The sequence below is a fragment of the Notoacmeibacter marinus genome (assembly GCF_002238045.1).
In the GTDB taxonomy this organism is placed as follows: Bacteria; Pseudomonadota; Alphaproteobacteria; order Rhizobiales; family Rhizobiaceae; genus Notoacmeibacter; species Notoacmeibacter marinus.
This window is the reverse complement of the sequence record NZ_NBYO01000001.1, coordinates 1124117-1135864: the sequence shown is the minus strand read 5'-3', so window position 1 is coordinate 1135864 and position 11748 is coordinate 1124117. Positions and strand designations below refer to the sequence as shown.

The following is an 11748-nucleotide window of genomic DNA, read 5'->3' as shown; positions in this document are numbered from 1 at the left end:
GCCGCAATCTTCACCGACTTGAAAGGCCTACAATATGAAACGTCACGCAACCGCGAACTGGCAAGGCAGCCTGGCCGATGGCAAGGGCACGCTCGACACGCAGTCCGGCGCATTGTCCAGCCACGGCTACTCGTTCAAGTCCCGCTTCGAAGATGAAAACGGCAAATCAGGCACCAATCCAGAGGAACTGCTTGCTGCTGCCCATGCCGGCTGCTTTGCCATGCAGCTGTCGCATATGCTCGCCGAGAACGGCACGCCCGCCGACAGTCTCGACGCCAAGAGCGTTGTCGAAGTGGAGCAGGAGGGCGAAGGCTTCGCGATCAGATCCTCGAAGATCACGCTGGAAGGCCAGGTGCCCGGTATCGATGAGGAAACCTTCATGAAGCTGGCGACCAAGGCGAAGGATGGATGCCCGCTTTCCAAGGCATTGGCAGCCATCGACATCACACTGGATGCGCGTCTCGTCTGAGCGCAACAATGATTGCCCGAGATCAGCCCGCGCCGCAGGAGGCGCGGGACTTCAGCGCCTTCAATTGCCCATGGCGAGGCGCGGCAGCCACAGCACGATGGCCGGAAAGGCAAGGAGCGTCGCGATGGTCAGCGCATCGGCGACGAAGAAGGGCGAGGCGCCGCGAAAAACGTCCTGGACCGAAATGTCGTCCCGCACGCCCGCAACCACGAAACAGTTCAGCCCGATGGGCGGGGTGATGAGACAGAGTTCGGCCATTTTGACCACCAGAATGCCGAACCACACGCCGCACAGCACGCCATTCATGCCGAAGGCGGACTCTTCGGCCGAAACGAACGCCCCGCCATTCAGCGCCATGACCGCCGGATAGACCACCGGAAGGGTCAGCAGCATCATGCCGATCGCATCCATGAACATGCCGAGCACAGCATAGGCCAGAAGGATCAGGATCAGCGTGATCCACGGCGACTGTTCAAGCCCGCCGATCCAGTCGGCAAAGGCGGTCGGCAATTGCGCGAAGCCGAGGAACCGCACGAAGATCAGTACGCCCCAGATGATCGAAAAGATCATGACGGAAAGCTTGGCCGTTTCGATCAGCGCCTTTTTGAGTTCGGGCCAGCGCATGCCCCGATAAACCGCCATGCAGAACACGACGAAGGCGCCGATCGCCCCGCCCTCCGTCGGCGTGCCCCAGGCCGCGCCACCGAACGGGTTGTAGACGAACAGGATGATCACGGCGACCACGACGAAGATCGGCAACGTGGCGGGCACGGCGGCCAAGCGCTGCCGCCAGGAGTACCCGCCGACAGGCGGGCCGAACCCTTTGATGGTCATGGCAAGCGCGATGACGAGGCCGGCATAGATCACGGCCGAGACCATGCCGGGCAGAAAGCCGGCCAGAAGCAGCATGCCGACATCCTGCTCCACGATGATGGCGTAGATCACCAGAATGGCGGATGGCGGAATGAGCGAAGCGAGCGTGCCGCCGGCGGCGACCACACCGGCGGCGAAGCGCTTGTCGTAGCCGACCTTCAGCATTTCGGGGATCGCAATCCGCGCGAAGACCGCCGATGTGGCCACCGATGCGCCGGAGACGGCGGAAAAGCCGGCGGTCGCGAAAATGGTCGAGACGGCAAGGCCGCCCGGCACCCAGCCCATCCAACGTTTTGCGGCCTCGAAGAGCGCACGCGTCAGGCCGGCATAGTAGGCCAGATAACCGATCAGGATGAAGGTCGGGATCAGGCTAAGCGCCTGGCTGGCAACCTTCGAATGAGGCACCTGCCCGGCGGTTTTGGCGGCCACTGTGAACGCCCAGCCGAACTGGTCGGGCGCATAACCCTTCTTGGACCAGAAGATCCAGATCAAACCGACGAGACCGGCAATGGCGGCGGCGAAGGCGACCCGCATGCCGAGGATCACCACGAGGAGCAGACCGGCCGTGACGGCAATGCCGATTTCGATCGGTTCCATCGCCTAAATGTCCCTGCTTTGTGGTGTATCGCGGACGGTTTCCTCGTCCACCCGCGCATCGTGAACACTTTCGGCTTCGCGGCTCGCCTGTGTCGCCGCGTCCTCGATCAGCGGCACCGCTACGGGTGACGCCGTTCCGCTGGCGATGGCCCTGCCATAGGCGAAAAGTTGAAGAACCAGCCGCAAACCAAGGATGAACAGTGCCACCGGCACCACCAGCTTGGCCGGCCAGAGCGGCAGGGCGATGTCGATGGAAGAATCGCGCGACCAGAGCGGCGCGGCGAAATCGAAGGAACGCTGGAAATGTGCCCACGAGCCATAGATCAGGACGATCACCAGCAGCAGAACGAGGAAGGTGGTCACGAATTCCGTGACCCACAGCGCCCGCCCCTTCAGCATGCCAACGACGATATCCATGCGGATATGGCCGCCGAGCCGCTGGACGAAGGCTATACCGCTGAGAGCGATCAGCGGCATGGCCTGTTCGATCCAGTCGACATAGCCAGGCAGGGGCTGGCCAAAGAAGTTTCGCCCGCCGACTGAGACAACCGCCAGCAGCATCAGCGAGAAGACGGCGAGGCCGGAGACGAGGGCCAACCAGCCCTCGACCCGGAACAGCCTGCGATCGAGCCGGGAAACCAGGCTGTCATCGGCTAGAACGGAGGATGCGCTCGCCATATGGCGGTCCTGCCTTGCGCGCTGCTACGCCCGCCCTACTGGTTTTGTGCCTTCTTCTCTTCGATAGTCTTGGTGACGAGATCGTAGAGTTCCTGGCCAGGCAGTCCGCGCCCGTTCATCTCCTCCACCCACGCCTTGGCGATCGGCCCGGCGGCCTTTTCCTCGAAGGCTGCGATCTCGTCTTCTCCGAATGTGACTTTCTCGATACCCTTCTCTTCGAGCGTCGGGTCCCATTTGCCCATCGTGTTGGTGTTGTAGTTCTCGACATAATGGTCGAGCGATTCCTCCACCGAGCTCATCAGAGCCTCGCGGTGCTCGTCGGAAAGCGCGTTCAGCGCATCGGTATTGACGACCACCGGGCAGTTCACCGTGCCGGGATTGAGGTTGGTGGTCCACCACTGGCCGCCCTCGACCGTGCCGAAGGACATATGGGCGTGCGGCGCGAATGCCACGCCCTGAACGATGCCGCTATCGAGCGCCTGTCGCGCTTCCGTCGCGGTCACCGATGTCGGCACCGCACCGACCTTTTCCATGGCCTGGCCGATGCCGCCCGTCGCCCGCACGGCAAGGCCGGAGAAGTCTTCCAGTTTCGACGGTTTGTCGCCTTTGCCGACCACATTGTATTGCGGCATGGGCGACGGCATCAGCAGCGTGGCGTTCCAACGCGCCAGATCCGCCTCCACCGCCGGATGATCGTAGACGACTTCCGACAGTTCGCGCTCCAGTTCCAGCGTGTCGACGCCGAGGAACGGTAGCTCCAGAACCGTGATGGTCGGGTTCTTGTCGCGGTGATAGCCAGCGCAGAACTGCGCCATCTCGAAGGCGCCGATGGAAATGCCGTCGAGGTTTTCGCGATTCTTCGACAGCCCGCCATAGGAGATGTTCATGGTGAACTCGCCATTGGTCTTCTGTTCGACCAGCTCCTTCATCTTTTCGACATGCTCGGTGAAGGCGCGGCGCTTGCCCCAGACCGAAACATTCCATTCGACGGCAAAAGCAGGTGCGGTCAAAGCGGTCGTCATAAGGGCGGCAACAGCGGCCACAGTCAGCTTTTTCATCGAATTTCCTCCCATATGCTTCGATAATTGACCGCACAGTAGCGGCAACCGCAGGTCGCGCAAGCCCGAAGCGCACCTTTGATATCGCAAGAGGGGCCGAAGCTTCGATGCCGAGAGGAGCGGCGCGGTCAGGTATAGGAATTGATGTCTCGGGCGATTGCGGTGCGTCGCAGGACCGTTACCGTAACGGATCGAGCGGCACCGCCGTAACCGTCCATCCGGCCTTTTGCAGAAGCGCCACGACGCCCTCTTGCCCGGGCAGGTGAAGCGCGCCGACGGCGATGAAGGCTTCGCCCTTCAGCAGGAAGGGCTCCGCCGCCTCGGCCATGTTGTGATTGCGGTTCGTAACGACCTTCTCTTCGAAATCCGCGACAGAGGCGCGATCCTCGGCGCTGAGTTCGCCCTGCAGATCCTCGCCGATGGCCGTCAGCGCCGGCATGATGAGCCCCAGTTCGCCATTCAGATAGCGGATGGTGAGCGTTTCGGTCATATCCGCCGCATAAGCGTCGAGCTCGGCGGCGCTGGCAAGCCCTTCGATGTGGCTGTCCATCGGCATGTCCGCGAGCGCACGCATCTGTTCGACCATCGTCTCTAGGCCCTCGACAGCCTTGCCGGCCTCCTCGGCCCGGTCGGCCAGCGCGTTGTCGAGAAACTCCAGCCCCGCCGCCTTGCGCTTCAATTCGCAGGGCGGAGCGGCCAGCATTCCGGCGATGAGCCAGGGCTTCAGCTTGGTCGCCGTCGCCGGATCGACGCCGCGCCGTTCGAGCGCCGCTCTTACGGCCGCGCCGTCCTCTTCGGTCAGTTGATCGAAAGCGCTTGTTCCGTCCGTATAGACGAAGAGCGAGGGATGTTGCGCCATGGCGAGCGTGGCCGAAAACGTGCTGCGCACATCCACCGCTTCCATGACGTAGGTCGACGCCTTGCCAAACGCCGCTTCAACGGGCGCCGGCAAGGCAAGCGCGCGCGGATCGGTCGTATGGATTGTGCCGAACAGATGGGAGGGCGCGACACCCTCCTTCTCGACCTGCCAGAACCGGCCGTGTCGGTTCGGCGTCGCCGCGAACGCTTTTTCGGCTTCGGTGGCGGCATCGGGATCGCGCGCTTTCAGTTCGGCGAAGAGATCGCGGCCTTCGCAGCGGACGGCTTCCTCCGCGCGAGCAGCTGCCGGCGCGAGCAGCAGGAGGCTTGCCACGAAGGCGGCAAAGAGAACGCCGTGCAACAGGCTGACGATAATCAAAGCAGGGCCGGACAACCGGCCGAGAAAGAAGGGAATCGGGTTCATGATGCCTTTATCCCACCGATAGCCATGACAAACGGTAAACGCACTCTGTGCCGCCGCGATACATTTTCGGAAGCGGCTAGCGTGCCCGCCCGCGCGGATGGGCGCTGTCATAGATCTGCATCAGCCGCGCCGTCTCGACTTCCGTGTAGAGCTGCGTCGTGGAGAGGCTGGCATGACCGAGCAGTTCCTGAATGGTCCGCAGATCGCCGCCCGCCGACAGCAGATGGGTGGCGAAGGAATGGCGGAGCGCATGGGGCGTAGCGCTTTCCGGCAGGCCGAGCGCGCGGCGCAGCCGCTGCATGTCCCGTTGCAGGACGCCGGGATTGAGCGCCCCGCCCCGCGCGCCGCGGAACAGTGGGCCGTCGGCGCAAAGGTCGTAAGGGCAGAGCTTGCGGTAGGCGGCGACCGCCTCCACCGCGGCCGGCAGCACCGGCACCATGCGTGTCTTGCTGCCCTTGCCGGTGATCCGCAGCGTCGCCTGGCGCGGATCGATCAGCGCGTCGCCCGGCAGGCCGAGCGCTTCGGAGATGCGAAGACCGAGACCGTAGAGCAGAGTGAGAACCGCCGCATTGCGCGCTGCGATCCAACCCTCTTCCTCGATCTGCTCGCCCAGCTCGACCACCTGCTGCGCTTCGTCGACGGAGAGCGGCTTCGGCAGGCTACGCTTCTTCTTCGGCGTCCTGGCAACCGTTGCCGCAGCGCTGGACGCATGGCCCTGCCTCTCCAGAAACTTCAGCAGCGACCGGATGCCTGAAAGGTTACGCCCGAGCGAACGCGCTGCCGTGCCGCCCTTCCGGCGATTGGCCAGAAAGGCCCGGAAATCGGTCGGCTTCAGTTTTGTCAGAATGGCAAAGCTCGCCAGCTGGCCGTGATATTGCGTCATGAAGGTCAGAAACTGCCGCGTATCGCGCTCATAGGCGTCGAGCGTCAGATCGGCCACGCGGCGTTCTTCGGCCAAGTTCTTCAGCCACGATTGGCGGGCGGCCAGGAGATCCGGCGTAGCGAAGGTCAGAATCGAATCATCGCGGCTCATATCCCATCCTAACGCCCGAAGGTTGACGGAATGAAAGCAGCCGTGCTTCTGGCTTGTACGAGACCGATGGGAGGACCGCGCCGAAATGGCGAAAAGCGATGAAAAACAGGTGGTCGTGGCAAGGATCGGCGCGGCGCACGGCATCAGGGGCGAAGTGCGGATCAAGAGCTTCACCGAAAACCCGGCGGACTTCGCCGCCTACGGCCCGCTCGCGGCCGCCGATGGTCGCGTCTTCGAGGTGCAGAGCGCCCGTCCGCAAAAGGGTATGATGATCGCTCGGCTGAAGGGCGTGTCGACCCGCGAGGCGGCCGAAGCGCTGAACGGCGTGGAATTGTCCGTGCCCCGCGAGGCGCTAGGCGAAACGACGGAGGATGAGTTCTTCCTCGCCGATCTTGTCGGCCTGAGCGCCAAGAACAGCGAAGGCACAGCGTTGGGCAAGGTCGCTGCCGTCCATGATTTCGGCGCGGGCGACATTCTCGAAATCCGCATGTCAGATGGCGGCAGCGACATGGTCGCCTTTACCAAGGAGACCGTGCCCGCCATCGATCTGGACGCCGGCACGCTGACGCTCATCCTTCCCGAAGCAGTCTCCGAACGCGACGAGGGCGATGACGGCGCGGTGGGCGAGCCATGAGTTTTGCCGCTACCATCGTTACGCTCTACCCGGAAATGTTTCCGGGCCATCTCGGCCACTCGCTCGCCGGCAAGGCGCTCGCCAACGGAGCCTGGTCGCTGCAGACCGTGCAACTTCGCCAGTTCGGGTTGGGCAAGCATCGTGCGGTGGACGACACCCCCGCCGGTGGCGGCGCCGGCATGGTACTCCGGCCCGACTGCCTTGCCGAAGCCATCGACAGCGCCGGTGTGGCTGCCGAGACGCCGCGCCTTCTGATGAGCCCGCGCGGAAAGCCGCTGACGCAGGCGCTCGTCCGCGACCTCGCCGCCGGACCCGGTGCGCTGATCGTCTGCGGGCGGTTCGAGGGCGTCGATGAGCGCGTCATCGAAGCGCGCGGCCTGACGGAAATCTCCATCGGCGACTACATCCTTTCTGGCGGCGAACCGGCCGCGCTTACCCTTCTGGACGCGGTGATCCGCCTTCTGCCCGGCGTGATGGGCAATGAGGAAAGCGGCGCGGAAGAAAGCTTCGAGACCGGCCTTCTGGAACACCCCCACTACACCAAACCCGCCGAATGGGAGGATCGGGCCGTCCCCGACATTCTGAAGAGCGGCAACCACGCGGCCATCGATACGTGGCGGCGCGAACAGGCGGAACGGTTGACCGAAGAGCGGCGTCCCGATCTGCTGGCTCGTCGCGCCGACACGAGCAGGCAGTGACCCCCATGACCGAACAAGCCTACGAACCCTACGCACCGCTTAATACACTGAAACCTTTTGCCGAAGACATCTGGATCGTCGACGGGCCGGAAATTCGCATGAATTATCTTGGCCTGCGCATCCCGTTTCCGACGCGGATGACGGTTGTGCGACTACCTGACGGTTCGCTCTGGATTCACTCGCCGATCGCCTGGAACGACGATCTCGGTTGCGCTCTTGCCGAGCTTGGTCCGGTTCGTCACATCGTCGCGCCGAACACGCTGCATTACTGGTACGTGCCCGACTGGCACGAGCGGTTCCCCGAAGCTCGGACTTATGGACCGGCGGATTTGCAGAAACGGGCGCGTCGCAAGCTGCAAATCGACGAGACGCTGGCCGAGACGGCTCCTCCGGCCTGGCAGGACGCTTTCGAGCAATGTCTGTTTCCCGGTACGATCCTGACCGAAATCGCCTTCTTCCACCGACCGTCGGCCACCTTGATCCTGACCGATCTGATCGAGAATTTCGAACCGGAGCGTATTCGCCGCCGGCTGTTGCGCTGGGCGATCAGGCTGGCAGGGCCGACCCATCCGGACGGAAAGGCGCCGTTCGACATGCGCTGGAATTTCATCGGCCGGGGAGACGCGGTGAGGGCGGCCTCGCGCCGCCTTGTCGAATGGGCGCCGGAGCGGATCGTGTTCGCCCATGGCCGGTGTTACGAAAGCAATGGTCTGGCAGAGTTGAAGCGCGCCTTTCGTTGGGCGCTTTAAGGCGTCTCACATCTGACGCCGGCCCTAGCGTTGGTTCGAACCGGCAGCTTGATCCCGAACAGCCTTTGCTGTAAGGGCTGGCGAAAATCCGGCGAAACGACCGGACGAAACATCCACGGATTCCGTGAACACGACCCTGCGGCGGACCTTTCGCCTGCCGCACCGCTTCAATCATGCAGGCCGGCACACACCGGCTGCGGGCGGGTGTCGCTCTGGCGGTCCGAAGAAGAACAAGGATCGAAGACATGGATATGATTCGTCAGATCGAGGCGGAAGAATGCGCCCGCATCGAAGAAAAACGCAAATTCCCGACTTTTTCGCCCGGCGATACGCTGCGCGTCCAGGTGCGTGTGACCGAAGGCAAGCGCACCCGTCTGCAGGCGTTCGAAGGCGTATGCATCGCTCGCTCCGGCGGCGGCATCAACGAGAACTTCACCGTTCGCAAGATCTCCTATGGCGAAGGCGTCGAGCGCGTCTTCCCGATCTATTCGCCGATGGTGGAAGAGGTCGAGGTCGTGCGCCGCGGTAAGGTTCGCCGTGCGAAGCTCTATTACATGCGCGATCGTCGCGGCAAGTCGGCCCGTATCGCCGAGGCGACCAATGCCCGCGCCCGCAAGCTCAATGACGAAGCCCGCGCCATAGCCAGTGAAGCGCGCGCCGCGAAGGCCGCCGAGAAGCAGGCGCAGGCCGCTTCTGCCGAGAACGCCGAAGGCTGATAGCCTGGCCTCCTATTTGTGAAAAAAGCCGCGATGCATACGCATCGCGGCTTTTTTCGTTGCGGCGGATGGTTGTCTACGCCCCACTGGTGGATTGAAGCAGGCACAGCGGCTTGATAAGAAGAGAACCATGATCAGACGCGCACGCATTGCGGCATCCGGTTTCGTTCTGCAGGACAGAAAGCGCCTGCCGGGCCGTTTCGACGCGCACCGCGTCGGCAGCGCGCTCGCTCGCCTCGGCTGAGCGCCGATCTCCGAGACGCCAAGCCAACCGACCTATTTCTTCTTCCCTGAAAGGGACGCCGAACATGACCGACAAACCACGCACGCTTTACGACAAGATTTTCGACGACCACGTCGTCGACCGCCAGGAAGACGGGACCGTCCTTCTGTGGATCGACCGCCATCTGGTTCACGAGGTGACGAGCCCGCAGGCCTTCGAGGGGCTGCGCTTGGCGAGCCGGCAGGTCCGCCATCCGGAGCGGACGCTCGCCGTGGTCGATCATAACGTGCCGACTTCGCCCGATCGCCATCTCGGAATCAAGAACGAGGAAAGCCGCATTCAGGTCGAGGCGCTGGCGAAAAACGCCGCAGACTTCGACATCGAGTATTACAACGAAGCCGACATCAGACAGGGCATCGTCCACATCGTCGGACCGGAACAGGGCTTCACCCTGCCGGGCATGACGATTGTCTGCGGCGACAGCCACACCTCGACGCATGGCGCGTTCGGCGCGCTTGCGCACGGCATCGGCACGTCCGAGGTCGAGCACGTTCTGGCCACGCAGACGCTGATCCAGAAGAAGGCCAGGAACATGCTGGTCAAGGTTGACGGCCAGCTACCGGACGGCGTGACGGCCAAGGACATCATCCTGGCGATCATTGGCGAGATCGGCACGGCCGGTGGCACCGGCCATGTGATCGAATATGCTGGCGAAGCGATCCGCGCGCTGTCCATGGAAGGTCGCATGACCGTCTGCAACATGTCGATCGAGGGCGGCGCCCGCGCCGGCCTCATCGCGCCCGACGAGAAGACGTTCGAATATATCAAGGGCCGGCCGCGCGCGCCGAAGGGCGAGCATCTGGAACAGGCTATCGCCTATTGGAAGACGCTGACGAGCGACGAAGGCGCCCATTTCGACCGCGTGGTCGAACTCGACGCCGCCAATCTGCCGCCCATCGTCTCCTGGGGCTCATCGCCCGAAGATGTGGTTTCGGTGACCGGCGTGGTGCCGGACCCGGCCGAGATCGCCGATGAGAACAAGCGCGCCAGCAAGGAGCGGGCGCTCGCCTATATGGGCCTGGCGCCGGGAACGAAGATCACCGACATCAAGCTCGACCGGGTCTTTCTCGGCTCCTGCACCAATGGTCGGATAGAGGATCTGCGCGCCGCAGCCAAAATCGTCGAGGGCAGAACTGTCGCCGATCACATCGACGCCATGGTCGTGCCGGGATCGGGCCTCGTCAAACAGCAGGCGGAAGAGGAAGGTCTCGACGCGATCTTCAAAGCGGCCGGTTTCGACTGGCGCGAGCCGGGTTGCTCCATGTGCCTTGCCATGAACGATGATCGCCTGAAGCCGGAAGAGCGCTGCGCCTCCACCTCGAACCGCAATTTCGAGGGCCGGCAGGGCTATAAGGGTCGCACCCACCTCGTCTCGCCGGCTATGGCGGCAGCCGCGGCGATTGCCGGCCATTTTGTCGATATTCGCGAATGGAAGTGAGGCTCGGCCTCACTTCTTTCATCGTCACCGAATAACAAAAAAATGCGGCTCCGGTTGGAGCCGCATTTTTCTTTCGGTGCCGTATCGTTCGCTTAGAAGCGGATACGAATACCGGTCTGAAGTGTGATGGCTTCCGTCTCGAACTTCGTCGCGACCTCGTTGCCCGAAGAGGTGACGAGAGTGAACTCGGCGTCTTCGCCGAAGATGTAGTTCGCCTCGGTCACGAGCGAGATGCGATCGGTCAGCTGCGTGGCGACACCGAGGCCGACCTTACCGGCCAGAACCGTGTCGCTGTCGTCGATCCGACCGCCATTATTGGCAGCGGAGTTCCGCTCCGTGACATCGGTCACGATGTGCATCAGACCAATACCGGCCGTGCCGAAAATGGAAATTTTCTTAGCAAAACCAACATCGTGCAGAACGGGAACTTCGACGGCGCCCTTGATGAAGCCCTGATAGATCGTTGCGCCGCCATCAAGCTGCGCATCCTCAATGGTGCCCACTGCGCCACCTGGTACTGGCGCAGTCGTCGTAACAGCGGCAGGAGTGTCGATGTCGAGATAGCTGTTTTCAAGACGGCCGATGCCGCCTTCGACACCGATACGGAAGATGTCGGTCACGAAATAACCGGCTTCCAGCACACCGCCATATAGGTAATCGCTTTCGATCGTGCCGGTCGTCGCAGGGATCGTCACTGGAACCGTACCCAGCACAGTACCCGTCGCCACCGTCCCAGCGGTCTCTTCAGTTTCAATGTCGAGATCGGCAAGGGCCGGGCCATAGCCGAAACGCGCTTCGATGTAGAAACGACCTGGCTCTTCGACCGGCGCTTCAACGATCACGGGCGTATCGTCGACATAGACGTCCGCAGCGTTGGCGGCAACCGTGCCGAGTGCAAGAATGCTTGTGAGTGTAGCCAAATATTTCATAAGTGATTTCCCCCGAACCAGTCGTTTGGCGTTGACGTTTACGTAGCTTGCGGGATTCGGCGAGGATGAACAATCGGCAATGTCAGTTTTTCGTCATATGACGACATTAAGGCAGGCGGCTGTGACCAGAACGCAACAGACCTCGTCGAATATAGTTTTTCCTATTCTTTAATTCTGGAAAAACATCAGTCAAATCTTGGGCTTACAGGGCACCCGGTGCGCCGCGTTTCGCGAATGTCCGGCAAGCGCCCTCAAAGTGAAAGCTGCGCCGAGCCAATCGAGAAGCATCAGTTTGTGGAGTGAAGCAAAAG

12 protein-coding genes are annotated in these 11748 nt (G+C 62.5%); 6 read left to right on the top strand and 6 right to left on the bottom strand.

The window, feature by feature from the left end:
- Nucleotides 1–34: 34 nt before the first annotated feature.
- On the top strand, nucleotides 35–469 hold the full coding sequence (locus B7H23_RS05380; protein ID WP_094076293.1) for an OsmC family protein: 435 nt from the start codon (nucleotides 35–37) through the stop codon (nucleotides 467–469).
- Between the two features lie 60 nt (nucleotides 470–529).
- Here the strand turns inward: B7H23_RS05380 and B7H23_RS05375 are convergent, their stop codons facing one another.
- The 5 genes from B7H23_RS05375 to B7H23_RS05355 all read right to left on the bottom strand — a co-directional run bounded on the left by B7H23_RS05375 (nucleotide 530) and on the right by B7H23_RS05355 (nucleotide 5990).
- Nucleotides 530–1939: a TRAP transporter large permease gene (locus B7H23_RS05375; RefSeq protein WP_094076292.1), complete on the bottom strand. Its 1410-nt coding sequence runs from the start codon at nucleotides 1937–1939 to the stop codon at nucleotides 530–532.
- Between the two features lie 3 nt (nucleotides 1940–1942).
- Entirely contained in the window at nucleotides 1943–2617 is a 675-nt protein-coding gene (locus tag B7H23_RS05370) for a TRAP transporter small permease subunit (RefSeq protein ID WP_094076291.1), read from the bottom strand.
- 35 nt (nucleotides 2618–2652) lie between these two features.
- Nucleotides 2653–3675 (bottom strand): C4-dicarboxylate TRAP transporter substrate-binding protein, encoded by a 1023-nt coding sequence (locus tag B7H23_RS05365; RefSeq protein ID WP_094076290.1) that lies wholly within the window; start codon nucleotides 3673–3675, stop codon nucleotides 2653–2655.
- Nucleotides 3676–3853: 178 nt separating this feature from the next.
- Complete coding sequence (locus tag B7H23_RS05360) at nucleotides 3854–4957, bottom strand: TraB/GumN family protein (protein WP_158215775.1); 1104 nt, start codon at nucleotides 4955–4957, stop codon at nucleotides 3854–3856.
- A gap of 76 nt (nucleotides 4958–5033) precedes the next feature.
- Nucleotides 5034–5990, bottom strand: coding sequence for a tyrosine recombinase XerC (locus B7H23_RS05355; protein ID WP_094076288.1), 957 nt, complete (start codon nucleotides 5988–5990; stop codon nucleotides 5034–5036).
- An 85-nt stretch (nucleotides 5991–6075) separates the two neighbouring features.
- Between B7H23_RS05355 and rimM the strand changes: the two genes are divergently transcribed.
- The 5 genes from rimM to leuC all read left to right on the top strand — a co-directional run bounded on the left by rimM (nucleotide 6076) and on the right by leuC (nucleotide 10508).
- On the top strand, nucleotides 6076–6624 hold the full coding sequence (rimM, locus tag B7H23_RS05350; protein WP_094076287.1) for a ribosome maturation factor RimM: 549 nt from the start codon (nucleotides 6076–6078) through the stop codon (nucleotides 6622–6624).
- A complete protein-coding gene (gene trmD / locus B7H23_RS05345) occupies nucleotides 6621–7322 on the top strand; it encodes a tRNA (guanosine(37)-N1)-methyltransferase TrmD (RefSeq protein WP_094076286.1) in 702 nt (233 codons plus the stop codon). The genes rimM and trmD overlap by 4 nt, the downstream gene beginning before the upstream one ends.
- Nucleotides 7323–7327: 5 nt before the next feature.
- Nucleotides 7328–8071 carry a DUF4336 domain-containing protein gene (locus B7H23_RS05340; protein WP_094076285.1) on the top strand — a complete coding sequence of 248 codons (744 nt, stop codon included), beginning with the start codon at nucleotides 7328–7330 and terminating at the stop codon, nucleotides 8069–8071.
- Nucleotides 8072–8316: 245 nt separating this feature from the next.
- Nucleotides 8317–8787 (top strand): 50S ribosomal protein L19, encoded by a 471-nt coding sequence (gene rplS, locus B7H23_RS05335; protein ID WP_094076903.1) that lies wholly within the window; start codon nucleotides 8317–8319, stop codon nucleotides 8785–8787.
- Nucleotides 8788–9095: 308 nt separating this feature from the next.
- Nucleotides 9096–10508 (top strand): 3-isopropylmalate dehydratase large subunit, encoded by a 1413-nt coding sequence (gene leuC / locus B7H23_RS05330; RefSeq protein WP_094076284.1) that lies wholly within the window; start codon nucleotides 9096–9098, stop codon nucleotides 10506–10508.
- A gap of 92 nt (nucleotides 10509–10600) precedes the next feature.
- Here leuC and B7H23_RS05325 read toward each other — a convergent pair whose 3' ends face one another.
- Complete coding sequence (locus B7H23_RS05325) at nucleotides 10601–11437, bottom strand: outer membrane protein (protein WP_094076283.1); 837 nt, start codon at nucleotides 11435–11437, stop codon at nucleotides 10601–10603.
- Nucleotides 11438–11748: the final 311 nt, after the last annotated feature.

Coding starts and splice junctions, on each gene's coding strand:
- leuC (WP_094076284.1), top strand. CDS start 9,096: ATGACCGACAAACCACGCACGCTTTACGACAAGATTTTCGACGACCAC.
- B7H23_RS05380 (WP_094076293.1), top strand. CDS start 35: ATGAAACGTCACGCAACCGCGAACTGGCAAGGCAGCCTGGCCGATGGC.
- B7H23_RS05340 (WP_094076285.1), top strand. CDS start 7,328: ATGACCGAACAAGCCTACGAACCCTACGCACCGCTTAATACACTGAAA.
- B7H23_RS05360 (WP_158215775.1), bottom strand. CDS start 4,957: ATGAACCCGATTCCCTTCTTTCTCGGCCGGTTGTCCGGCCCTGCTTTG.
- rplS (WP_094076903.1), top strand. CDS start 8,317: ATGGATATGATTCGTCAGATCGAGGCGGAAGAATGCGCCCGCATCGAA.
- trmD (WP_094076286.1), top strand. CDS start 6,621: ATGAGTTTTGCCGCTACCATCGTTACGCTCTACCCGGAAATGTTTCCG.
- B7H23_RS05365 (WP_094076290.1), bottom strand. CDS start 3,675: ATGAAAAAGCTGACTGTGGCCGCTGTTGCCGCCCTTATGACGACCGCT.
- B7H23_RS05370 (WP_094076291.1), bottom strand. CDS start 2,617: ATGGCGAGCGCATCCTCCGTTCTAGCCGATGACAGCCTGGTTTCCCGG.
- B7H23_RS05355 (WP_094076288.1), bottom strand. CDS start 5,990: ATGAGCCGCGATGATTCGATTCTGACCTTCGCTACGCCGGATCTCCTG.
- B7H23_RS05375 (WP_094076292.1), bottom strand. CDS start 1,939: ATGGAACCGATCGAAATCGGCATTGCCGTCACGGCCGGTCTGCTCCTC.
- rimM (WP_094076287.1), top strand. CDS start 6,076: ATGGCGAAAAGCGATGAAAAACAGGTGGTCGTGGCAAGGATCGGCGCG.
- B7H23_RS05325 (WP_094076283.1), bottom strand. CDS start 11,437: ATGAAATATTTGGCTACACTCACAAGCATTCTTGCACTCGGCACGGTT.